Below are 21,945 nucleotides of genomic sequence, written 5' to 3'. Positions count from 1 at the left end.
GGTCGTTACGGCTTCTTTGACCCGTCCTCGAGCCGGCGCAGCCGATGCCAGACTTCGCGTCTCAGGTCGGCCAGGCGCGGGCGTTCGTCGGGCTCGAAGGCGATGGGGCGGGTCGTGGCGATGGCGCGAAGGCCGAGCCGCGCCGTCAGCAGGCCGGCGCCCAGGCCCTGACCGGCGCGCGCGGAGAGTTTGCCAGCGACGTTCATCGAGAGCATGTCCATGCCGGCGTCGGTAGCGATCTCGCTGGCCCCGGCGAAGGCCATGTTGCGCAGCACGTCACGAAAGAGCCGCAGCCGGCTGGCGTAGCCGAGCTGTAGCCCGTAGAGCGCGGCGATGCGATCGAGCATGGCGATGTTGCGCCACGCCATCAGTGACATGTCGATCAGCGTCAGCGGACTGATCGCGACCATGACCGCCGTTTCCCCGGACATCCGGGTCACCAGGCGTCGCGCTGCCCGATCCCGGGGGTGCAGCAGGTGATGGGCGATGAGCTCGCGGGTCTCGAAGGCGCTGTGGTGGGGCTGATGCGCCTGCACGAACGACTGCCAGTGCGGATGTGCCGTCGAGAGTCCCATCTGGCTGCGGAGCTCGTCGGCGAGCGCCATCGGGTCGTGCGCCGAGGTGTCGGCGTCGGGCTGCATCCATTCTTCGTCGAGGCGCGCGCGCAGCCGCGCGTGACGGCGCAGCTTGCGCAGTCGCCAGAGCTCGCCCAGCAGCGCCTTGCCGCCAAGGCCGAGGGCGAGAAGGCCGACCAGGCTCCAGGCGCCGGCGAGCCAGTCGCCGCCGAGGGTGGCGTAGTAGAGCGTCTCGCCGGCCTGGGCGATACCCAGCCCCAGCGTCGAGCCCAGCACGAGGAGAAGGCCCCAGCGGCGTTTGCGCGGGGGCGCGAGTGCGGCGTCCAGTGTCGGCGCCGCGGCGCTCTCTTCGTCACTGAGCGGCTCGGACGCCTGCGCGGGGAGATAGGTCCGGGCGCTTTCCAGGCTGTCGGCGAGATCCGGACTCGGTTCGTCCAGACGATAGTGGCGGCCGGGTCGAGGATCGCTCATCGCAGTTTGTCTCCCAACAGCCACTCGAGCGCGGCATCCATGCGGATGTGCGGCAGTGCACTGGCACCGTCACTGGCCGGTGGCCGAAAGCCGGTAAAGGTAAAGCCCTGGCGCTGCCAGAAATCTCGTGGGGGTAGCGTTGGCGGGACGTCACCCGGATAGATCAGCAGCGGCTGATCGTCGAGGCCGTGGCCCCGCAGCACCGGCTGGCGTCGGCCGTCGTCCTCGATCTCCCGCGCCTGGGTAGCGCGAATGGCGGCCAACGACAAAGCCCGGACCGGGACATCGGCGTAGCGCAGATCCTTGATCGGCTCGGCCAGCAGCGCCTCGAGCAGCGCGACCAGGTTGGCGTGCTGATCCGGGGTCACGTGATCGGCCTTGGTCGCGGCGATGGCGAGTCGATCGATGCGCGGCGCAAACAGCCGATTGATCAGGCTGCGCTTGCCGTAATCGAAGCTTCTCATCAGGGTCGACAGCGCCAGCGACAGATCCTCGAAGCGTTCGGGCCCGGCGTTGAGCGCGCCGAGCACGTCGACCAGCACGATCTGACGATCGAAACGACGAAAATGCTCGCGGTAGAAGGGTTTGACCACGTGCTGCTGGTAGTAGCGAAAGCGCCGGGCGAGGGTCTGGTAGAGACTCGTCGACGGTAGCGCCTCCAGCGTGGCGCGGTCGCTCTCCTGGACGCCGGGCAGCGGGAAGAACTGCAGCACCGGCGCGCCCTGCAGATCGCCCGGTAGCAGAAAGCGCCCCGGCTGGAGATGTGAAAATCCGGCTTCGCGCGCGTCGCTCAAGGAGGCGGCATAGCGCTCGGCGAGCGCGGCGAGCCGTGACTCATCGACGACGTCCTGGGGGGTGAGGGCCGACATGGCCGACTGCCAGTCGTGGGCGTAGCGCTGGCGCTCCGGGCCCATCGCCTTGAGCTGGGCTTCGCTCCAGCTGAGAAAATCGTGCTCCAGCAGTGGCAGGTCGAGCAGCCACTCGCCGGGGTAGTCGATCAGATCGAGGGTGAGGGTGGCGGTATCGCCGAGCAGCCCGTGGGCGCGCCGGGTTCGATAGCGCAGCGTCAGGCGCAGCTCGCTGATGCCGCGGGTGGGCTCCGGCCAGCGCGGCGGTGTCGTTGCCAGCGAATGCATCGCTTCATCGAAGGGAAAGCGAGGGATGCCGAGATCCGGCTGGGAGACGCGCTGCGCGCCGAGCAGGCGCTCCTCGCGCGCCGCCTTGAGCAGATCGAGCCGGGCATCGATGCCGGCGTGACGGAGCTGGTTGACCAGCGAGGTGAGAAAGGCCGTCTTGCCGGCGCGGGATAGCCCGGTCACGGCGAGACGGAGCTGACGATCGCGGCCGCGGTCGATCAGATTCTGGATTTCCTGCGTCAGTGCGCGGCGCATCGCCAATGTCTTGCGTCCTTGATCCTGGAGTTACCCGCAATGTGCGGGCAAACCGGCAGCGTGACAAGGCGTCAAGGGAGCGATGAAGACGAGAACGCCCCGCAGTGGCGGGGCGTTCGATGCTCGATGAAGACGGCGAAAGCGCCGAACGCTTTCGCCGGGGCCAGTCGGCCCAGCCTCAGCCGGCGAAGGCGAAGTAGATCGCGAACACCAGTACCAGCAGCACGATGCCGACGGGAACGGCGCCTTTCCACGGCGTGAGGTCGACGGCCTTGACGTCCTCGTGGACCCAGGCTTCGCGACGCGGCGCGATCTTGCCGATCAGCAGCATCCCCAGAATCAGCAGCACGAAGACGCCGGCGACGAAGTGGTACTGATTGGTGATCTCGAGGATGGCGTTGAACGGCGGCACGAAGTAGCCCAGCGCGATCAGCACGATACCGCCGACCAGGCCGAAAATGGCGGCGCTCTCGGGTACGCGCTTGGTCAGCAGACCCACGATCACCACCGCCAGAATGGGAATGAAGTAGATCGCATTCATCGTCTGGAGGTAGTCGAACAGGCTGTCCTGACCGGCCAGCAGCGGGGCGATCGCCATCGAGGCAACCGCCATGATCCAGCCGAATACCTTGCCGACGTTGACGACCTGCTGCTCGGTGGCGTCCTTGCGCATCACGCCCTTGTAGATCCCGAGGCTGAACAGGGTCGTGGTGCTGTTCAGCGCCGAGTTGAACGACGACAGGATGGCGCCGACCATCACCGCGGCGAAGAAGCCGGTGAGCCACGGCGGCAGCAGATTGAAGACCAGATGGCCGTAGGCCTGGTCGGGAGAGATGCCGTCGGCGGCGTAGAGCTGGTAGGCGATGATGCCGGGAAGCACCAGATAGAGCGGGCCGAGCAGTTTGAAGAAGCCGGTCAGCAGCACGCCTTTCTGGCCCTCGGAGAGGCTCTTGGCGGCAAAGGTACGCTGGATGATCTGCTGGTTCGTCGACCAGTAGAAGAGGTTGATCAGAAAGACACCGGTGAACAGCGTCGGCCAGGGCACCTGCTGGTCCGGGCCGCCCAGCGAGTTCATGCGCTCCGGCTGGGACTCCTGGATCGCCTGCCAGCCAGCGGCGACGCCGTTGTGGTCGCCGACCGCATCCAGACCCAGGTAGACGATGACGAAGCCGCCGATCAGCAGGCCCGCGGCGTTGAGGGTGTCGGAGACGGCAACGGTACGCAGGCCACCGAAGAGCGCGTAGATCGCCCCGATGATGCCGACGCCCCAGACAGTGAGCCACAGCAGCGTGGTGCTCGACTCGATCCCCGTCAGCACCGGGAGATCGAGCATGCCCTGCAGGCCTACCGCGCCTGAGTAGAGAATGATCGGCAGCAGGATGACGGCGTACGCAACCAGAAAGATGACGTTACAGATCAGCTGCGTGGTGGGGCCGAAACGCGCCTGCAACAGCTGCGGTACCGTGGCGATGCCGCTTCTGAGAAAGCGCGGCAGAAAGAACAGCGCCAGCAGGACCAGGGCGACCACGGCGACGACTTCCCACGCCATGACGCTCAGGCCGTCGGCGAAGGCGGAGCCATTGAGACCGACCATCTGCTCGGTCGAGAGGTTGGTCATTAGCAGCGAGCCCGCGATCAGCGGAAAGCTGAGGCTGCGTCCGGCGAGAAAGTAGCCTTGGGTGTTGCTGAGATCGTCGCGATGAGTGATGCGCCATGTGATCAGGGCGACCAATCCCGTGAAGAAGAGAAACGAGATCAGAGTCCAAGCATGCATGAGTGTGTCCTTGTCGAATGCATCCCGGTGGCGACGTGAAAAGCCCTTCGAACGGGTCTCGTGGCGTCGTCGCCACATTACCGGCGGCAGTGTTAGTCAACTAACGACAAACCGCCATTCTCCATTTGTCTGACATAGCTTATCGAATGTGTAGGCGTTTGTGCGCGTCAACGGTTCAATCGCCCTGCATCGGTCATGGCGGGAGCGCCTTGCGAGAGTCAGCGTGGCGGACGATGACGAGGCTGCGTCGGGGCGAGCGGCGGCGTGAACCCGGGGGCTGGTTCCGGCTCTGCCCGAGGTGACGACGTTTCAGCGAGTTGGCTATCGCGAGTTGGCTATCGCGAGTTGGCTATCGCGAGTTGGCCATCGAGAGTGCCATGAGCAGCGTGCCCCCCCGGGCTGAGCAGAAAACGGGGAAAAATCGCGTTCGAAAGTCGCGGCATGAGTCGGCACGAGAAGGGAGTTTTCCGGCTCTGCGAGGGGGCCGATTTTGACGCTAGGGATAGAAAAATTCAGTGGCGGGCGGCGGCGGCCGCTGATTCGGCAAGGCGATGTAGGGGTAGCTGAATACCCTCGAATACGCCATTATCTGCCGCCATCGGCGGTGCCGGAGAATCGCCGCGGGTCGGGAAGCCATCCACGAATAGGCACGACGCGTCGAATGATCCCAACGGCGCTTCGCTCGTTGTCGTGGGTGATAAATGTTGTAACGCAGCCTTACCTTTTTGCCGAGAACGCCTGTGCTAGACTGCCGCACTGCGGGGCACGGAAGCTTCGTTATCTCGTCACACCCGTCACGAATCACGATCGAGAGATCGTCCGGCGCCAGCCTCGTTCGCGTTTTTATTGGCATGAATCGCCGTTCTCGCGCGGCGCCCAAAGCTTCGAACGTTTTGAACTTGTCGACCGCGTCGCGCGCGTCGCCAGCGGCCAAGCTAGTCATGACAGGAGTAAGAGTGTGAGTGAATCGAATCGGCGAAGTCACTTCGAAAGACGTAAATCGCTGCTACCGATAGCGGCCCTGGCGGGCTTGCTACTCGGCGGCGTTGCGCAGAACGTGCTGGCCTTCAGTTTCGACGATGTCGCCGAGAAGGCGCGATCGCTGTCAGAGCAGGGCTACAGCGAGCCGGAGCACAATCTTCCCGAAGAGCTGCGCAATCTGGACTTCGGCCAGTACGAGCAGATCCAGTTCAAGCGCGATCGCGATGTCTGGAGTGGCGACGATGTGCCCTTCACGCTGAGTTTCTTCCATGAAGGCATGCACTACGACAGCGCCATCGATCTTCACAGTGTGGACGAGCAGGGCAACGTCCGGGACTTTGCCTTCAACTCCAACGACTACACCTACGGCGATCTGGATCTCTCGGACGACGTCAAGAACAGTGACGATCTAGGTATCGCCGGGTTCAAGATCAACTACGACTTGAACGACAGCGAGCGCAACGACGAGACCATGGTCTTTCTCGGCGCGAGCTACTTTCGCGTGGTGGGAGAAAATCAGGTCTACGGCGTTTCCGGACGCGGGCTCGCCGTCGATACCGGTCTGACCTCGGGTGAAGAGTTCCCCCGGTTTCGCGAATTCTGGGTCGTGAAACCCACCAAGAGCAGTCAATATCTGACCGTTTTCGCGCTGCTCGACTCCGCCAGCGTCACCGGTGCCTACCGTTTCGTGCTCCGGCCGGGCAGCGATACCGTCGTCGACGTGAAGTCCCGGCTCTTCCTGCGTCGGCCGATCGAGAAGCTCGGCGTGGCGCCGCTCACCAGCATGTATCTCTTCGGCGCGGCACAGCCGTCGTCCAGCACCAACTATCGCCCGGCGATTCATGACTCCAACGGTTTGCTGGTCAGCGACTCGCAGAACGGCTGGATCTGGCGTCCGCTATCCAACCCGTCGAAGCTGATGATCAACGAGCAGGCGACGCCGCGGCTACGGGGTTTCGGCCTGATGCAGCGTGGTCACCAGTTCGCGGACTATCAGGATATCGACAACCGTTACGATCTGCGCCCGAGCGCCTGGGTCGAGCCACAGAACGAATGGGGCGCGGGTAAGATCGAGCTGATCCAGATTCCGACGCCCAACGAGACCAACGACAACATCGTCTCGATGTGGCTGCCGGAGACATCGCCGGATCCCGAAACCCCCGTCGACTTCGATTACCGGTTCACCGTCACCAAGAACGAGAGCCGTTATTTCGATGCCTCTCTCGCTTGGGTCGAACAGACCCGTCGCTCGCAGGGCGAGGTGATGAAGGACAATCTGGTGCGGGAATCCGACGGCACGACCGCTTTCGTGGTGGATTTTCAGGGACCGTCGCTGGCGGGGCTGAATGCCGATGCCAACGTCGCCGTACAGGCGAGCGTCGGCGACAATGGCGAGCTGGTCTCCACGCGTGCGGTGCCCAACCCGGCGACCGGCGGCTGGCGGCTGTTCGTCAAGATCAACCGCAATGACGACAATGCGCCGCTCGATATCCGGGCGCATCTGAGTCAGAACAACAAGCGCCTGACCGAAACCTGGTACTACAGGCTCCCGGCGAATGGCTGAAGTGAAATCTCCCTCGTACAGCACCGCCGCCGACCTCTATCTCGAGCGTCTGGCGCTCGAGGCGCAGGATCGCGAGGAGCGTCGCCGGCTGTTGGCGAGCGATCTCGACGCCCACGACATGGCTTCACTCCACGCGGCACTCGGCGGCCACGAGCCGGACGCCGAGGATCCCGCGGGGCAGTCCGTGGGCCGGCGTCTCGCGTTGGCCTATGCCGAGCCGCCGCTGGCGCCGCCGGAGGTGTTGACCACCGACGATGACGGCGTCACGCGGCTCCAAACGGCGCCGCCCATGAAGCGAACGGCGCTGGCGCCCGAGGCGTGGTCGACCAACCCGTTCGTGCGTGGCGGGCAGCGATTCCGAAGCTGGATGGGGCGTGGCTTCCGGCGGCGCGAGCGCGAATCGCGTCCGACGCCGCGCTGGCAGTGGGTGGCATCGATACGCCGGTGGGTGTTGCTGGTACTGATCTTCGGTCAGAGCATCCTGGCGGCGAACCAGATGCGAACCGTGTTGCCGGGGCAGGGGCAGCAGTGGCTCGAACTGGCCATTCTGGGGCTCTTCGTGCTGCTGTTCTCCTGGGTGTCGGCGGGTTTCTGGACCGCGCTCATGGGGTTCTTCCAGCTGCTGCGCGGGCGGGATCGCTACGCCATCGATTCCGACGTCGGTGACGAGCCCATCGCCGAGGAGGCGCGAACCGCGCTGCTAGTGCCGATCTGTAACGAGGACGTTTCCCGCGTCTTTGCCGGCGTGCGGGCGACTCTCGAGTCGCTGCGCGAAAGCGGCAACGGTCAGCACTTCGATGTCTTCATCCTGAGCGATACCTACGACCCCGACGTCGCCATCGAAGAGACGCATGCCTGGCTTGCGCTCTGTCGCGATCTGGAAGCGTTCGGTCAGGTCTTCTACCGTCGCCGGCAGCGCCGGGTCAAACGCAAGAGCGGCAACCTGGATGACTTCTGCCGCCGCTGGGGCGCGCTCTACCGCTATATGTTGGTACTCGATGCCGACAGCGTCATGAGCGGGGCCTGTCTCACGCGTCTGGTACAGATGATGGAGGCGCATCCCGATGCAGGCATCGTGCAGACGGCGCCGCGGGCCTCGGGTCGTCTCAACCTCTACGCACGCATGCAGCAGTTCGCGACGAGGGTCTATGGACCGCTGTTCACCGCGGGCCTCCACTTCTGGCAGCTCGGCGAATCCCACTACTGGGGGCACAACGCCATCATTCGCATGGCGCCTTTCATGCGCCACTGCATGCTGGCGCCGCTCCCCGGCAAGGGCTCGATGTCGGGCGAGATCCTTTCGCACGACTTCGTCGAAGCGGCGCTGATGCGGCGCGCCGGCTGGGGTGTCTGGATCGCCTACGAGCTGGAAGGAAGTTACGAGGAGATGCCGCCCAATCTCCTCGAAGAGCTCGGTCGCGACCGTCGCTGGTGCCACGGCAACCTGATGAACTTCCGGCTGTTTCTCTCCAAGGGGATTCATCCGGTCCATCGGGCGGTCTTTCTCACCGGGCTGATGTCCTACATCTCCGCACCGCTGTGGTTCCTGTTCCTGGTGCTGTCGACGGCTTTGCTGGCGGTGCATACGCTGAGCACGCCCAACTATTTCCCTGAACCCGGCATGATGTTCCCGGTCTGGCCGCAGTGGGATCCCTCGCTGGCGGTAGGGCTTTTCGGGGCGACGGCCACGCTGCTGTTCTTGCCCAAGGTGCTCAGCGTCATTCTGATCTGGGTCCAGGGCAGTCGTCAGTTCGGCGGTCCGTTCAAGGTGCTGGTCAGCATGGTGCTGGAGTCGCTCTTTTCGATGGCGCTGGCGCCGGTGCGCATGCTCTTTCATACCCGCTTCGTGCTGACCTCGATCCTGGGGTGGGCGATTCAGTGGCGCTCCCCGTCTCGCGAGAACAGCGATACCACCTGGGGAGACGCCATTCGCAATCACTGGACCCAGGCCCTGCTGGGCGCGGTCTGGGCGGTAGGCGTCTACCTGATGGAACCGACGTTCCTGTGGTGGATGTCGCCGATCGTCGGCGCGATGATGCTGTCGATTCCGGTGTCGGCACTATCGAGTCGAGTGTCGCTAGGCAGCGCCTGTCTGCGCGCGCGGCTGTTTCGGATTCCGGAAGAGTCTCATCCGCCGCGGGTGCTTCGACGAATGGTTCGCCATCTCGGACGCATGAACGCTGCGGCACCGACGCCGAGTTTCGTCCAGGTCGTTGTCGATCCGGTCTCCAACGCACTGGCCACGGCGCTGGCGATCTCTCGTCACGCCAGCGCGGCGCCGCTACAGCGACGCCGCACGGAGCGGGTCGATGCGGCGGTCTCTCAGGGCCCGGATGCGATGAGCAACCTGGAACAGCTGGCCTTTCTGGACGACCCGGTCATGATGTCGCAGTTACACTTTCGGGTCTGGGAAGATCCGAAAGCGCATGCCAGCTGGCACGCGAAAGGGTTGCCGGCTCGCGAGTCGCTGCGGGTGCCCAGTTTCTAGTCCGGATTCAATGTCGTTAGCCTTCAGAGCTTCTAGCATGAAGAATCGGGCAATGATGACTATCCTCAAGGCTGTAACGTTGCTTGCCGAGAACGGTGAGTCCCCAATGAGAATCAAGGAGTGAATCGATGGGCTTTATTCTATGGCTGATAATCGGCGGTATCGCGGGCTGGATCGCGGGCAAGGTCATGCGCGGTGGCGGCTTCGGCATCCTGGGTAACATCGTGGTCGGTATCGTCGGTGCCGTACTCGGTGGCCTGCTCTTCAGTCTGCTGGGGCTTTCCTCCAATGGCTTCATCGGCTCGCTGGTCGTGGCGACCGTCGGTGCAATCCTGCTGCTGTGGATCGTGTCGAAGGTCAAAAAGGCCTGACGCGGTTCGCTTCGAGCACCGCGATAAACTCAGAAGCCGCGCGCCAGCGCGGCTTCTTTGCGTCCGGTAGTCGCTTTCATTCTCATCGAATCGGGTACACTAGCGGCCCTTTCGTTGGTTAGAGATCGTCAGAATGCCTGGTTCGACGCCCGTCGGGGGCAAGGAGCGATTCATTGGACTCGAGTGGTTACGCTTTCTACTCGGCCTTTACATCGTCATCTTTCATACCCTGCACAGCTACCCCTCGATCAGTGCCTGGTCACACTACGTCACCGATATCGGTTTCTTCTCGACCAGCGCTTTCTTCGTGCTTTCCGGATTTTTGCTGACGCACGTCTACCTGGACGAGCAGCATCGCATGCGCGAACCGGCCAAGAGTTTCTGGCTGAAGCGCTTCTCCAATCTCTATCCGATCCACATCGGCGCGCTGGTCCTGGCCATGAGCGTCTCGGCGCTGGTGGGGTATCTGATGATCGCCCCCGGGGATGGCGACATCTCGCTGCGCTTCGTGGTCTACGACGTGAATAACGATATCGGCCAGACGGACTGGGAGAGCCTCAATCACACCATGACGCCGGTCGAGACCGGGATCAATCTGGTGCTGAATTTCACGCTGCTTCATGCCTGGAATCCGCTGTATCTCACGTTCAACCCGCCTTCCTGGTCGATCTCGGCGCTATTCTTCTTCTACCTGACTTTCCCGTGGCTGGCACCGCGTCTGCGACGCGTGCTCAAGCCGCGTCGTGCGATTCTGCTGCTCAACCTGCTGTACCTCTTGCCGCCGTTGATCGTGATTGCGACGACCAACTACGGCGTTCCCGAGACGGGCATCCTGCATCGCAATCCGATCATCCGCCTGCCGGAGTTCGCCGCCGGGATTCTTCTGTATACCTTTTACGCTCGGCGTCGCGAGCAGCAGCGCAAATTCACGTTCGGGCAGTGTCTCGGCGCGCTTGCAGGAATCGCGCTGTGCGTCGCCGCCGCGCTGTATCTGCTGGGGCGCGGGCACGCCTGGTATTACCTGCTACACAACGGCTTGCTGCTGCCGGCACAGCTGATGCTGATCTATGCAGCGGCGCAGTGGGGCGAGCCGCGCAGTGAGCGCGTGAGGCGCTGGGCGGCGCGGCTGGGGGGCGCATCGCTACCCATGTTCGCCCTTCATGTCCCGCTTTTCGCCGTTTTCTCGCGCGTCGAGAGGGTGCTTTCGGGCGACCCGGCGCTCTGTCGGACCGATGTCTCCGGCTGTCTACAGGCAGCCGGTGAGCTTCATCTCTGGCTCTATCCGGTGTTCCTGATGATGACGGTCGCCTACTGCGTCGTGTTCCAGGAGCGCTTCGTGGTTCGCGTGCGCCGTTTTCTGCTGGCGCATCTACTGCACCGAACACCGCGCTCTCACACCGACAAGCTCGCTCAGCGCTCGCAGTAGCCGTTGCCTTGCCCCGTCGGCGACCGCGGGGCTTTAAGGTATACTGGCCCGCCGCGTCGGCGGGCCTTGCTGGTCCGCCAGACGTCGTTTTCGGTCCATGAGGTTTTTCTTGCACGACATCCTTCTCCAGTGGTGGGCGCAGCAGCTCAAGCTCTGCGGCTGGCCGCCCGTTGCCGATCCCCGAACCGGCTTATCCGCCGAGACCGCGAGAGACCGCCTCGCCGCGCTAAGCATCGAGGATGCCGACGAGTTCGCTTGGCGCCTTTGGGAAAGTGCCACCGATCCGCGTGATCCGGCGCTGGCCGGTCTGGCAGCGCTCGAGCTATTGGCGCTGGGGGAGCGTGCGGGCTGGGTCGCCCCGAGCATTGCCGCGAGCTGGTTCGTGCGTGTCGCCCACGGCATCGTCGCTGACAACCCGACATTACGCGCGTGGTGTCGGCGGCTAGGCGCGCTGGGGGATCCGGAAATCGACCGCCTCTCAGGTGAGATGCTGCGTCAGGAGCGGCAGGGTCGCGGGCCTCGCTGGGAGAACGTGGCGAGTCGGCTCGCGCAGCTTGAACCGGTTTTGCATCTGCCCTGGGCCGACGATCTCTGGCGCGCCAGGGCCGCGATAGCGCCGGCGCTCGCGTGGCCGTTCTCGACGCAACCCGAGGAGCGCCAGGCTCATCGCCAAAGGCTCAAGGCCGAGGACGCCGTGACCAACCGGGTACAGCTGCTCGAGACGATCGAGTGGCTGACCGTACAGGGCGACCGCTACGGCTGGGAGATGGATGGCTGGCGGCTGCAGCGCGAAGGCGCAGAGAGCGCTCAGGCCTGGCTCGCCTCACTCGGAGAACAGGGTGACTACGGTGCGACGCTGCTGACCTTCGTGAGGCGCGAGGAACCCCTCGAGTGGGCGGCGTGGGACTGGCTGCGCGCGCTGGATCAGGCTTGGACGGGGTTTGGTGCCGGCTGGCTCTCGCAGGCGGAATCGGAAACGATTGCGGCACGGGTCGTGGACCTGCTGCAGGCGCGCTATGACGATTGGGAAGCGGTGGCACGCGCCTACCAGCGCGGTCGCAGTCTCAGTGAGGGGCGCGATCTGCTCGGCGAGTTCGAGCGGGAATGGCACCAACTGCTCAACTCGACCGATAGCCCCTGGGTGATCGGGCTTCACGAGACGCTCGACGAGGCACGGCGGCAAGAATCCCGCCGCGAGCTCAAGGCGCGTCACGCCACGCCCGATGCTTGGATACTCGCTATTGCCAGTGTGCGAGAACCCGAGCTCGCCGCCCGCCAGCATCTGCAGCAGCCGGTTGACGAGGCGCGACAGCGTGACGCCGAACACTATCTCGCCAACGTCCTCGGCCTCGCCGCGGATGAGGGTATTGCCGGTCTTGCCCGTTTCTGGTTGCCGGCGCAGTCGCACCACCTCAATCAGCTGGCCGCGGATGCGCGTCACGGGGCGGCGTCGATGAAGCGCCAGACTCGCGTGCGCTTATCGGCCTGCGCCGACCACGCCGCCACGATCGCCATGGCGGAAAAATACGCCTTCTATCTGGTAATGGCTTCGGACAGCGGGCGCTACGCATCGTCTGACATTCAGGAGTTGGCGGCGTCGCTGACGCAGGTGCTGACGAGTTTCTACCTCGACGTATCGGCCTTGCTTGCGGCCTGGTCCGCTTGGAGTCCGCTATTGAGCGACGGCGAATCGGCGGAGGAAAGCGCACTGCGCGACGATCTGGCCTGGCATCGCCGCGATCCGGGCTCGCGTTTTCATTGGCTCGGCTCAATGACGGCGAGGGCCTGGCGAGAACCGGGGCCGCGTCCGCAACTCGCAAGTTTCACGGCGCTGTCGCTGGCCGGGCCTCTGAACGAAGCCGCCTGGCGCATGCCGCAATATGCCGGTCGCGATGAGCGTCGTTCGCTACGCGAATGGGTCGAGCAGCAGTACGGCTTTCAGAGCGCGGGCGATCTGACCGAGTTTCTCGATTTTCTTCTCGAAGCGGGAGATCGTCAGGAGTACGAGATCAACTACGCGCCCTATACGCTCAACCGTACTCGACTCGATTCCGAAATCGACACGCTCGCGTCCGGCGAGTGCAGCGAGGAGGATCGAGTCCATCTCGCGCGGCTGCGGCGTGTGCGGGACAACGCCTGCCACTGTAACGATGAGGACATGACCGCCTGGGATGTCGCCCAGCTGGTGGATCTGGCGACGACCGGACGCGAACTCGGCTGGGTCGATGATGCGAAGCTCGGCGACTGCCTGGACGCGGCGCTGCGCCTGGCGCGCGCACACTACGCTAGCTGGCGTGCGTACGCGGAAGGACTCTACAGCGGCTTTGGCTTCTTCATGGACGATACCCCCGAGAGGGCGTCGTTTCTCGAGAGCTTCAGAGAAGCGCTCAACGCCTGGTTGACCGCGGAACCGCTACTCGCCGGGCCCTGGGCGAGTCTGGATTTCACCGGTCGCGAAGGAGGGCGCTGGACGCCAACCCACGTCGACGTATTGATCGGCGAGCCGCAACGCATGCACTGAGTTTTTGTGCTACCGGGGTCGTCAAAGCCCATTCAATGACATATGATCCCGCCTGTGCTACGCCCCTTCGATGACGGGCGGCTTGGCGCTCTTGTACTTTCGCTTTCCATAAAACGATCGACGATTCGAGCCGAATGCAGGCCGTTTTGGCGGTGACACCCTGAATGCGAGTGTCACCACCACAGCGACTCAATTTGTCCGATGAGAGAGGCGATGTTTGCTCTTTCTCGCCGACGGAGTAGGGCGTCAGCGCCGGCTCGTAGGTGAATGAGGTTGCGCTGAATGTTCAAACGTATGACTGTGGGGCTGGCAGCTGCCTTGGTTCTGGCGGGCTGTTCCGCTTCACCACAACAACAACGCGTCAACGCGCAGTATTCGCTTCCGCTCGTCGCCCAGCAGACACAGTCGATGTCGCCCGTCTCTTCGCGACGTCCGACGAGCCAAGTGGTCCACAATTTCAAGCTTGCCCAGGTCTCTCCCGTCGTCATTCGTGAAGCGCTGCTCGACGAACACGAGCGCTGGATCGGTACGCCCTATACCTTGGGGGGAACGTCTCGTCACGGCGTCGACTGTTCATCGCTGATGCAGCATGTCTTCACCGAAGCCTTTTCGTTGAATCTGCCACGAACGACGGAAGAGCAGGTTCAGGAAGGCGACTGGGTATCCCGCAGTGATCTCAAGGCCGGGGATCTGGTTTTTTTCCAACCTCCCGGGCCCTACAGGCATGTAGGCGTCTATGTGGGGGACGGCTACTTCCTGCACGCTTCCTCGTCGCAGGGCGTCAAGCTTTCGCGTCTGGATAACGTCTACTGGGGTCGTTACTACTGGCAGGCACGCCGCCCGATGGAACGGACTCAGCTGGCCCAGCGTGTGACGCTGGCTCGCGAGGGCTGAGCGATCGCCCTGAAGCGCCTCTCGGGCGCGGTTGGGACATGAAAAAGGGGCNNGGCTGCCCCTTTTTCGATTCCGATTCGAACCGGAGGCTTTCGGCCCCCGGCAGGAAACCTGGCTCAGTGCTCGTGACCGCCTTCGCCATGCACGTGGCCGTGAGAGACTTCTTCTTCCGTGGCTTCACGAACTTCGGTGATTTCCACGTCGAAGTTGAGTTTCTCGCCCGCCAGCGGATGGTTGCCGTCGACGGTGACCGTGTCGCCTTCGACCTTGGTGACTGTGACCATCAGCGGGCCTTCCTGAGTCTGCGCCTGGAACTGCATGCCCGGCTGGACTTCGTCGACACCCTGGAAGGCATCGCGCGGCACTTCCTGAACGAGCGCCGGCTGGACTTCACCGTAACCTTCCGTCGGCTCGACGGCGACTTTCAGCTTGTCGCCGCTGTTGCAGCCTTCGAGCTCTTTCTCGAGACCCGGAATGATGTTGCCGGAACCATGCAGGTAGGTCAGCGGATCGCGACCATCGGAACTGTCCAGCACTTCGCCTGCATCGTTGGTCAGCGTGTAATGGAACGCAACCACGGAATTCTGTGCAATCTGCATCTGACAACCTTCATATTTGAGCGTGTTGCCTCATTTTAACGTGCCATCCGGGATCTGTCAGGTGCGTGCCCGCGAGCCGTTCGGCAGTTGCGCCGCCAGTGGGCGGTGAGTACCCTTCGAGTCAGTAAAGCTACCGTGGCTGTTGGCGTGAGGAGAGCGCGTAATGACCGTTTTGATAGTCTGGCTGATCGTATTCGTCGTCGTACTGGCGCTGGCGCTGAAAGGCTGGGAAGGCATGCTGGGGCGAGTGGCGACGCGATGGTTGCCGGCGCCGCTGCGAAGCGGTGACGACCAGGATCGCTGGGTCGTGTCACTGGCGCTGGCCGTGCTGGCGGCGACATTCATCGTCGCGCCCATATCCATGATACTGACGCTGATTCTCATTGCGCTGCTGATCTGGATCGCTCTGCGAGTGGGCCCCTGGGTGATGAAGAAGGTCAAGCTTCATTAAAGCCGGCATCGGCTGCCGGCCACTGGGATCCTGAACGTTCGACGCCGACGGGCGCTGTCATTGGCAGCGTCCGTCGGCTTGTCGAGGATGTGGATCCGTCTTGGCAGTACGTCGGCTAGAGCCAGGTGGAGAGGGTCACCGACCCGAAGCGGTCGGCGTTGTCCTGGCCATCGAATTCCCGCGTTCGCCACAGGGCGCTGTAGGTGACCTGCCAGCGGTCCCAGGAGAGGGCGACTCCGGCTTGGGCATCGCCTACCCAGTGACGTCGATCGACTGAGTGGCTGTCCTCGAAACTGTTGCCGTCGAGCAGCATGTTCTGAAACATGCGGCGGCCTTCGACATTGGCGAACAGGTACCAGTTGAAGCCGCTGTCCTTGTCGAAGAACACCCGGGTGCCTTGAGACGGGGCTACGGCCGGGATGCCGAAGCTTTCTTCTAGCCCCTCCCCCAGGCGTATGCCTAGCCCAGCAGCGGCATAGGTGTAGAGGTTGCCGGCGGCGAACCCGGCCGACGGCCCGTACTCCGTTTCCCACCCGTTCAGTCGAGCCTGCTTCCACCATGTCTTGCGAAAGGCGACATTGATGAAGGGCTCGTTGTTCAGCTGATTGTGCCAGCCTTCGGGCTCTTCACTACCGATGAGTTGGTGGAAATTCTTCTGCACGTCCTTGCCGCCGGCGCCCGGGCCCACGAGACCGGCATCCAGATAGAGGCCACTGGTATAGCGCCAGCCAGCCGCCTGCTCGTCGCTGAAGAGCGTCATGCCCGCGTAGAGTAAACCGGCATAGGGGCGGTCGTCTTCGATGCGGTCGGAAACATCGATGTCTTCGGGGGTGTATATCTGCTGGCCAAAGCGGTAGCTCGCCGCACTGAGCGAGTCCCGATCCCAGCCCGGGACGATGTCGGCGACGTTGCGCGTCCAGTGATCCCGAGCGGGTCGGAAAGTCCAGCTTGCCTCGAAGCCGTTGGTATAGTGGCCGTCGCCGCCACTGGCGAAAATGTCATTGTCGGACTTGAGGGTGAGAATGCCGTCGGCGCTCGCACTCCCAGCGATGAATGCCAACGCGAGCCCGAGACCTGCGCGCGATAAGCCGAGTCCTTTCATCATTTGGTAACGTTCCCTGTTGTGACCACGTCATGCGAACATACAATAGCGTATGTAAACGAGCGGGAATAGTCACAATTAGTATCGGGCTAACGAAAAACGGCGCCCGAGGGCGCCGTTTTCCATGTCGCTCGTCGGGCTCAGTAGGGCGCGACGCTGACACTCGAGCCGCTGGCGATCAGGCGGACCCGTTGACCCACTTGCCAGTCGCGGTCGGCCTTCTGTACGACGACGACGTTCTGGCCGCTGTCCTGGCGGATTTCCAGTTCGTAGCCGTCCACGCGGTCGGTCGCCTGCTCGACCTTGCTACCTGCGATCGTGCCTCCGATAGCGCCAGCGGCCGTTGCGATGGTGCGGCCCGAGCCGCCACCCACCTGGTTGCCCAGCAGGCCGCCGATCACGGCGCCGCCCAGACTCCCCAGGACGCCTTGACCTTCGCCACCCTGGATCTGAACGGGGCGAACCGACTGGATCGTGCCGTAAGTCACGGTCTGTGCCGTTCCTGCCTGATTGCCACGGTAGACGTCACCCGAATAGGTGGACGTGTTGGTGCAGCCCGCCAGCGCCAGAAAGCTCATGGTGAGGGCAGGTAGAAGAAGTCGTTTCATGTCGAGAGTCCTTGTGACAAGAGCGATGGCTTGATATCGAAATAGTAGAACAGTGTTTCGTAACGCGTCCAGTCCGACTTCCTTCAGCGGTGTTCCGGGCGCTTCGATTCTACGGCGCTGCCTGAGTGGCGTCGTTGGATACCAGTGTAGGAAACCGGGACACCGGGCGCTCGAAGATCGATATCCGCAATCGTCGATGAATCGCGCTCAGTGATCTTGCGTGTCCTCCCAGCCCAGGCTGCCTCGGTCGACCAGCGTTGCCAGCACTTCCGCAGCCTGGGAGAACGTGAGTAGCGAGGCATCCAGGCGAGTCGCATCGCAGAGCGCCCGTGCAAGCGCCGGATCACACTCGAGGGTGTCGCCATCGCTGAACAGCGTCGCTCGATCGTCGTCGAGCCGACGCCAGGCGAAGCGCGACCCCAGCGAGCGTTGAAGCTCGGCACCGTCCGTGAGCATCGTGCGAACCGCTTCCGGCGCCGTCGGCGTCTCTGCGGCGGCGAGCTGGTCGAGATACTTGGGCTGCGTCATGGCGCGCCCGAACCATTGAGCGATCTGCTCCGGTCGGTCGATCGCATCGAGCAGCAGTCTGCGAACCCGCTCGACGGCGACATCGTCCATCTCACTCGAATGCGCCGGCGGTGCCAGGTCGGCGTCGCCGTAGCGCTTCGTTTCGCCGATCTGCTCGCCGACGTAGTCCGCGAAGGCGGTCACGATCTCGTCTGCCGACGGGGCGCGAAAGCCGACGGAGTAGGTCAGGCAGTCGTCGGAAGCACTGACGCCATGGTGGGCGACCCCAGGCGGCAAATAGAGCATGTCGCCGGGCTCGAGCACCCAGTCCTGGTCCGATTCGACGGTGAAATCCTCGAGGATGCGCAGATCGATGCCGGGAATGAGCTTCGCCTCGCTGCCGAGGCTTCCGCCCAGTTGCCAGTGACGACGACCGCTTCCCTGGAGCAGGAAAACGTCGTACTGATCGACGTGCGGTCCGACGCTGCCGCCGGTGGGGGCGTAGCTGACCATGACGTCATCGAGGCGCCAGCGGGGGATGAAGTCGAAGGATTCGAGCAGCTCGCCGACCTCGGGCACGTAATGATCGACTGCCTGGACCAGCAGCGACCAGCCGTGCTGGGGAAGTCGCGCGAAGGTGGCTTCGTCGAAGGGGCCATGGCTCACCTGCCACGCCTTGTCAGGGCCCTTTTCTTCCACCAGGCGTGACTCGATCCCCTCCTCGCAGGCGAGGCCGGCAAGATCGTCCGGATCCAGCGGCGAGGCGAAACCGGGGAAGGCGCCGCGGATCAGCAGCGGCGACTTCTGCCAGTGCTGGCTCAGGAACTGCTCGGCCGTGAGGCCACCCAGCAAGGCGCGCGGCGTATTGGCGGACGTCATGACTCTCTCCTCAGGCGCCGCCGACGCCGAGAAAGGCGTCGGCGATCGAATTCTCGGTGCGTGTGGCCCTAGAGGGCTTTGGCTTGTGCCGCTGCGTTGCCGGTATAGGTCGCGGGCGTGAGCGCCTTCAGCTCGTCCTTGACGCTGTCGGGCAGCGCGAGGGTGTCGATAAAGGCGGCAAATCCGGCCTGATCGATCCGCTTGCCCCGAGTCAGGGTCTTGAGCTTTTCGTAGGGCTTTTCGATGCCGTAGCGACGCATGACGGTCTGGATCGGTTCGGCCAGGACCTCCCAGCTGTGATCGAGATCCTCCTCGAGGCGAGTCGGATTGGCCTCGAGCTTACCGATGCCCTTGAGCGCCGCTTCGTAGGCGATCAGGCCATAGGCGAGACCCACGCCGAGATTGCGCAGCACGGTGGAGTCCGTCAGATCCCGCTGCCAGCGAGAGATCGGCAGCTTGCGCGCGAGATGGTCGAGCAGGGCGTTGGCGAGGCCCAGGTTGCCCTCAGAGTTCTCGAAGTCGATCGGATTGATCTTGTGCGGCATGGTCGACGAGCCGATTTCGCCCTCGACCGTGCGCTGCTTGAAGTACCCCAGCGAGATGTAGCCCCATACGTCGCGGTCGAAGTCGATCAGGATGGTATTGAATCGGCTGATCGCATCGAACAGCTCCGCCACGTAGTCGTGGGGTTCGATCTGCGTGGTATAGGGGTTGAAGGTCAGTCCCAGTGATTCGACGAAGATGTAAGCGTTCTCGGCCCAGTCGATTTCGGGGTAGGTCGTCAGGTGGGCGTTGTAGTTGCCCACGGCACCGTTGATCTTGCCCATCAGTTCGACCGATTCGATCTGCTTGAGCTGGCGCGCCAGACGATAGGCGACGTTGGCCATCTCCTTGCCAAGGGTCGTCGGGCTCGCGGTCTGACCGTGGGTGCGCGACAGCATCGGCTGCTCGGCGTGGGCGTGGGCGAGTTCGGCGATCGCGTCATGCACTCGCTGCATCGTCGGCAGCAGGGCATTCAGTCCGTCCCGCATCATCAGCGCGTAGGAGAGGTTGTTGATGTCTTCAGAGGTGCAGGCGAAGTGAACGAATTCGGTAATCGCGTGCAGCTCTGCCTGGTCGGCGATCGCCTCCTTGATGAAGTACTCCACCGCCTTGACGTCATGATTGGTCGTGCGCTCGATCGTCTTGATTCGCGCTGCATCATCCAGCGAAAAGTCGGCGATCAGTCGGTCGAGAAAGGTCTGCGCCTCGGTCGACAGCGCCGGAACTTCCGGAATGCCGGGGTGAGCGGCCAACCGCTCCAGCCAGCGCACCTCGACGGTGACCCGGGCGCGAATGAGGCCGAATTCGCTGAAGTGTTCCCGAAGCGGTTCGGCCTTGGAAGCGTAGCGCCCGTCGACGGGGGAGAGGGCAGTCAGCGCGGAGAGTTCGATCATCGTGGAGTCCCGGAACGTCTTGCGCGAGCAGCGGCTCGCGCCTTGGCAGAGAAAAAGTGTCAGGTGTCGACGCTCGCGTTCAGCGAGCGTCCAGGTCGCGCAGAGCGCGCTTGATCGCGCCGCGCTGGAGTATCAGTCGCCAGCGTCGTCCGCCCTGCTGATGCCAGAGCAGAGCGAAACGCACGCCGCTGAGCAGGGCGGTACGGATGCGCTCCGGCATCATACGGCTTTGCAGCAGGCTCGGTTCGCCCTGAACCACGATGCGATAGCGAAACGTCGATAGCGTTTCCTGATAGAGCTCGCCCAGGCTCGCGACGACGTTTTCATGCGTTTCGCCGAAATGCTCGCCCTGGCCCTGCACGCGTTTGAGCCGCTCGCCGACGCTCTGCATCATCTCGCTGTTCTGTCGCAGCTTCTGCATCAATAGCACCATCGAGAAGCCGTAACGCATGACCTCGGGTTGAACCTGCTGGCGTGACATCACGCTGGTCAGCGTGTCGATGCCCAGGCGCAGGTTGTTGTGGTGGCCACCATAGACCGCCTCGAAGGTGGACGGATTGGTCTCGAGCGTGGCCCGCACCAGCGTGGTCCAGGCGCGCTCATCGCACTGGCCGGTGCGCCCGAGCTGGTCGACCACTGCGGCGGCTTGAAAGACGCCGGCCAGAGCGATGGCTTGGCGCGTCGTGGCGTCGCCGGGGGCAGATTGTATGGGGGTAGTGCTCATGCCGGTTGCGAACTCCCGCTCAGCGGCGCCGCGGCAGAGGCCGCGAGGGTGACGGCGTCGCGGATCACCGCGCCGCCCAGACAGACGTCGTCAGCGTAGAGCACCAGCGACTGACCCGGGGTCACGGCGCGCTGGGGCTCGTCGAAGCGCACCGTCAGGCCGCCGTCGTCCTGCACCTCGATCTCGCACGTCACGTCCTGCTGGCGGTAGCGGGTCTTGGCGTGAAGGCGACTCTCGGTCGGCGCCGTACCGGCAACCCAGCTCGCCGGTTCGCAGTAGACCGTTTCGCTGTAGAGCAGCGGGTGCTCACCCTGAGCGACAGTCAGCACGTTGCGCTCGAGATCCTTGGCGGCGACGAACCACGGGTCTTCGCTGTGATGCTTCAATCCGCCGATGCCCAGTCCGCGGCGCTGGCCGAGGGTGTAGTACATCAGCCCCATGTGTTCGCCGATGTCTTCGCCTTCGGGAGTCTCGATCCGCCCGGGCTGAGCCGGCAGATACTGCTTGAGAAAGTCGCTGAAACGGCGCTCACCGATGAAGCAGATCCCCGTGGAGTCCTTCTTGCGGGCTGTCGCCAGCCCGTGACGTTCGGCGATGGCGCGAACCTCGGGCTTGTCGAGTTCGCCGACGGGAAAGAGCGTGCGGGCGATGGCGTCCCCCGGCACGGCGTGCAGGAAGTAGCTCTGATCCTTATTGGTATCGAGACCCTTGAGCAGCTGCGCCTGGCCGTGTGAATCGATTCGTCGACGCACGTAGTGGCCAGTGGCGATCAAGTCGGCGCCGAGCATTTCGGCGTAGTCGAGAAAGACTTTGAACTTGATCTCGCGGTTGCAGAGGATATCCGGATTGGGTGTGCGCCCGGCCTGGTATTCGGCGAGAAAGTGCTCGAACACGTTGTCCCAGTACTCGGCGGCAAAGTTGGCCGTGTGGAGTTTGATGTTCAACGTGTCGGCGACCGCCTCGGCATCGGCCAGATCCGCCATGGCCGTGCAGTATTCGGTGCCGTCGTCTTCATCCCAGTTCTTCATGAACAGGCCTTCGACGCGATAGCCCTGCTCGATGAGCAGCAGGGCCGTCACGGAGGAGTCGACGCCGCCGGACATGCCGACGATCACTTTGGGCGCCTCGCTTGGAGAAGCGGCCCCGGGGGAGGCGTTAACGAGCGTCATGACGTTCTCTGCAG

Annotated in this window: 17 protein-coding genes; 7 read left to right on the top strand and 10 right to left on the bottom strand. The window is 63.6% G+C overall.

Annotated elements, in window-relative coordinates; translation table 11 throughout:
• Positions 1–5: 5 nt before the first annotated feature.
• From DOM33_RS04285 to DOM33_RS04275, 3 genes are all read right to left on the bottom strand, one after another.
• Positions 6–1,046 (bottom strand): YcjF family protein, encoded by a 1,041-nt coding sequence (locus tag DOM33_RS04285; protein WP_110666103.1) that lies wholly within the window; start codon positions 1,044–1,046, stop codon positions 6–8.
• The gene (locus tag DOM33_RS04280; RefSeq protein WP_110666101.1) at positions 1,043–2,437 is read right to left on the bottom strand and encodes a YcjX family GTP-binding protein; all 1,395 of its coding nucleotides are present in this window, start codon (positions 2,435–2,437) and stop codon (positions 1,043–1,045) included. Before DOM33_RS04280 ends, DOM33_RS04285 begins: the two co-directional genes overlap by 4 nt.
• 178 nt (positions 2,438–2,615) lie before the next feature.
• Positions 2,616–4,211 (bottom strand): solute:sodium symporter family transporter, encoded by a 1,596-nt coding sequence (locus tag DOM33_RS04275; RefSeq protein ID WP_110666099.1) that lies wholly within the window; start codon positions 4,209–4,211, stop codon positions 2,616–2,618.
• A gap of 958 nt (positions 4,212–5,169) precedes the next feature.
• On the opposite strand from DOM33_RS04275, the gene DOM33_RS04270 reads away from it, so the two are divergent.
• The 6 genes from DOM33_RS04270 to DOM33_RS04245 all read left to right on the top strand — a co-directional run bounded on the left by DOM33_RS04270 (position 5,170) and on the right by DOM33_RS04245 (position 14,456).
• Entirely contained in the window at positions 5,170–6,756 is a 1,587-nt protein-coding gene (locus tag DOM33_RS04270; RefSeq protein WP_239495262.1) for a glucan biosynthesis protein G, read from the top strand.
• Positions 6,749–9,244 (top strand): glucans biosynthesis glucosyltransferase MdoH, encoded by a 2,496-nt coding sequence (gene mdoH / locus DOM33_RS04265; RefSeq protein ID WP_110666095.1) that lies wholly within the window; start codon positions 6,749–6,751, stop codon positions 9,242–9,244. The genes DOM33_RS04270 and mdoH overlap by 8 nt, the downstream gene beginning before the upstream one ends.
• 128 nt (positions 9,245–9,372) lie before the next feature.
• Positions 9,373–9,615, top strand: a complete 243-nt coding sequence (locus tag DOM33_RS04260; protein WP_110666093.1) for a GlsB/YeaQ/YmgE family stress response membrane protein — start codon at positions 9,373–9,375, stop codon at positions 9,613–9,615.
• A gap of 133 nt (positions 9,616–9,748) precedes the next feature.
• A complete protein-coding gene (locus DOM33_RS04255; protein ID WP_110666091.1) occupies positions 9,749–11,041 on the top strand; it encodes an acyltransferase family protein in 1,293 nt (430 codons plus the stop codon).
• A 109-nt stretch (positions 11,042–11,150) separates the two neighbouring features.
• Positions 11,151–13,562, top strand: coding sequence for a DUF1266 domain-containing protein (locus DOM33_RS04250; RefSeq protein ID WP_239495261.1), 2,412 nt, complete (start codon positions 11,151–11,153; stop codon positions 13,560–13,562).
• A gap of 408 nt (positions 13,563–13,970) precedes the next feature.
• Complete coding sequence (locus tag DOM33_RS04245) at positions 13,971–14,456, top strand: C40 family peptidase (RefSeq protein ID WP_338053822.1); 486 nt, start codon at positions 13,971–13,973, stop codon at positions 14,454–14,456.
• A gap of 116 nt (positions 14,457–14,572) precedes the next feature.
• Here the strand turns inward: DOM33_RS04245 and slyD are convergent, their stop codons facing one another.
• Positions 14,573–15,055 carry a peptidylprolyl isomerase gene (gene slyD, locus DOM33_RS04240; RefSeq protein ID WP_110666085.1) on the bottom strand — a complete coding sequence of 161 codons (483 nt, stop codon included), beginning with the start codon at positions 15,053–15,055 and terminating at the stop codon, positions 14,573–14,575.
• Between the two features lie 163 nt (positions 15,056–15,218).
• Between slyD and DOM33_RS04235 the strand changes: the two genes are divergently transcribed.
• Positions 15,219–15,506 (top strand): hypothetical protein, encoded by a 288-nt coding sequence (locus tag DOM33_RS04235; protein ID WP_110666083.1) that lies wholly within the window; start codon positions 15,219–15,221, stop codon positions 15,504–15,506.
• Positions 15,507–15,621: 115 nt separating this feature from the next.
• On the opposite strand, the gene DOM33_RS04230 is transcribed toward DOM33_RS04235, so the two are convergent.
• The 6 genes from DOM33_RS04230 to mnmA all read right to left on the bottom strand — a co-directional run bounded on the left by DOM33_RS04230 (position 15,622) and on the right by mnmA (position 21,931).
• A complete protein-coding gene (locus DOM33_RS04230; RefSeq protein WP_239495260.1) occupies positions 15,622–16,566 on the bottom strand; it encodes a lipid A deacylase LpxR family protein in 945 nt (314 codons plus the stop codon).
• Positions 16,567–16,748: 182 nt separating this feature from the next.
• A complete protein-coding gene (locus DOM33_RS04225; protein ID WP_110666082.1) occupies positions 16,749–17,216 on the bottom strand; it encodes an outer membrane lipoprotein in 468 nt (155 codons plus the stop codon).
• Positions 17,217–17,423: 207 nt separating this feature from the next.
• Complete coding sequence (locus DOM33_RS04220; RefSeq protein ID WP_110666080.1) at positions 17,424–18,602, bottom strand: cupin domain-containing protein; 1,179 nt, start codon at positions 18,600–18,602, stop codon at positions 17,424–17,426.
• Positions 18,603–18,670: 68 nt separating this feature from the next.
• Positions 18,671–20,035, bottom strand: a complete 1,365-nt coding sequence (purB, locus tag DOM33_RS04215) for an adenylosuccinate lyase (protein WP_110667522.1) — start codon at positions 20,033–20,035, stop codon at positions 18,671–18,673.
• An 82-nt stretch (positions 20,036–20,117) separates the two neighbouring features.
• Entirely contained in the window at positions 20,118–20,762 is a 645-nt protein-coding gene (gene hflD, locus DOM33_RS04210) for a high frequency lysogenization protein HflD (RefSeq protein ID WP_110666078.1), read from the bottom strand.
• On the bottom strand, positions 20,759–21,931 hold the full coding sequence (gene mnmA, locus DOM33_RS04205; protein ID WP_110666076.1) for a tRNA 2-thiouridine(34) synthase MnmA: 1,173 nt from the start codon (positions 21,929–21,931) through the stop codon (positions 20,759–20,761). Before mnmA ends, hflD begins: the two co-directional genes overlap by 4 nt.
• Positions 21,932–21,945 lie beyond the last annotated feature (14 nt).

Origin of the sequence: Salinicola halophilus (assembly GCF_003206155.1) — a bacterium.
In the GTDB taxonomy this organism is placed as follows: Bacteria; Pseudomonadota; Gammaproteobacteria; order Pseudomonadales; family Halomonadaceae; genus Salinicola; species Salinicola halophilus.
Note: the sequence above shows the minus strand (reverse complement) of the source record. Positions and strands in the feature narration are given on the sequence as shown.

Bases quoted from the DNA above. Each gene is read 5' to 3' on its own strand.
- DOM33_RS04285 (WP_110666103.1), bottom strand. From the start codon at position 1,046: ATGAGCGATCCTCGACCCGGCCGCCACTATCGTCTGGACGAACCGAGT.
- DOM33_RS04280 (WP_110666101.1), bottom strand. From the start codon at position 2,437: ATGCGCCGCGCACTGACGCAGGAAATCCAGAATCTGATCGACCGCGGC.
- DOM33_RS04275 (WP_110666099.1), bottom strand. From the start codon at position 4,211: ATGCATGCTTGGACTCTGATCTCGTTTCTCTTCTTCACGGGATTGGTC.
- mdoH (WP_110666095.1), top strand. From the start codon at position 6,749: ATGGCTGAAGTGAAATCTCCCTCGTACAGCACCGCCGCCGACCTCTAT.
- DOM33_RS04260 (WP_110666093.1), top strand. From the start codon at position 9,373: ATGGGCTTTATTCTATGGCTGATAATCGGCGGTATCGCGGGCTGGATC.
- DOM33_RS04255 (WP_110666091.1), top strand. From the start codon at position 9,749: ATGCCTGGTTCGACGCCCGTCGGGGGCAAGGAGCGATTCATTGGACTC.
- DOM33_RS04245 (WP_338053822.1), top strand. From the start codon at position 13,971: ATGTCGCCCGTCTCTTCGCGACGTCCGACGAGCCAAGTGGTCCACAAT.
- slyD (WP_110666085.1), bottom strand. From the start codon at position 15,055: ATGCAGATTGCACAGAATTCCGTGGTTGCGTTCCATTACACGCTGACC.
- DOM33_RS04235 (WP_110666083.1), top strand. From the start codon at position 15,219: ATGACCGTTTTGATAGTCTGGCTGATCGTATTCGTCGTCGTACTGGCG.
- DOM33_RS04225 (WP_110666082.1), bottom strand. From the start codon at position 17,216: ATGAAACGACTTCTTCTACCTGCCCTCACCATGAGCTTTCTGGCGCTG.
- DOM33_RS04220 (WP_110666080.1), bottom strand. From the start codon at position 18,602: ATGACGTCCGCCAATACGCCGCGCGCCTTGCTGGGTGGCCTCACGGCC.
- hflD (WP_110666078.1), bottom strand. From the start codon at position 20,762: ATGAGCACTACCCCCATACAATCTGCCCCCGGCGACGCCACGACGCGC.
- mnmA (WP_110666076.1), bottom strand. From the start codon at position 21,931: ATGACGCTCGTTAACGCCTCCCCCGGGGCCGCTTCTCCAAGCGAGGCG.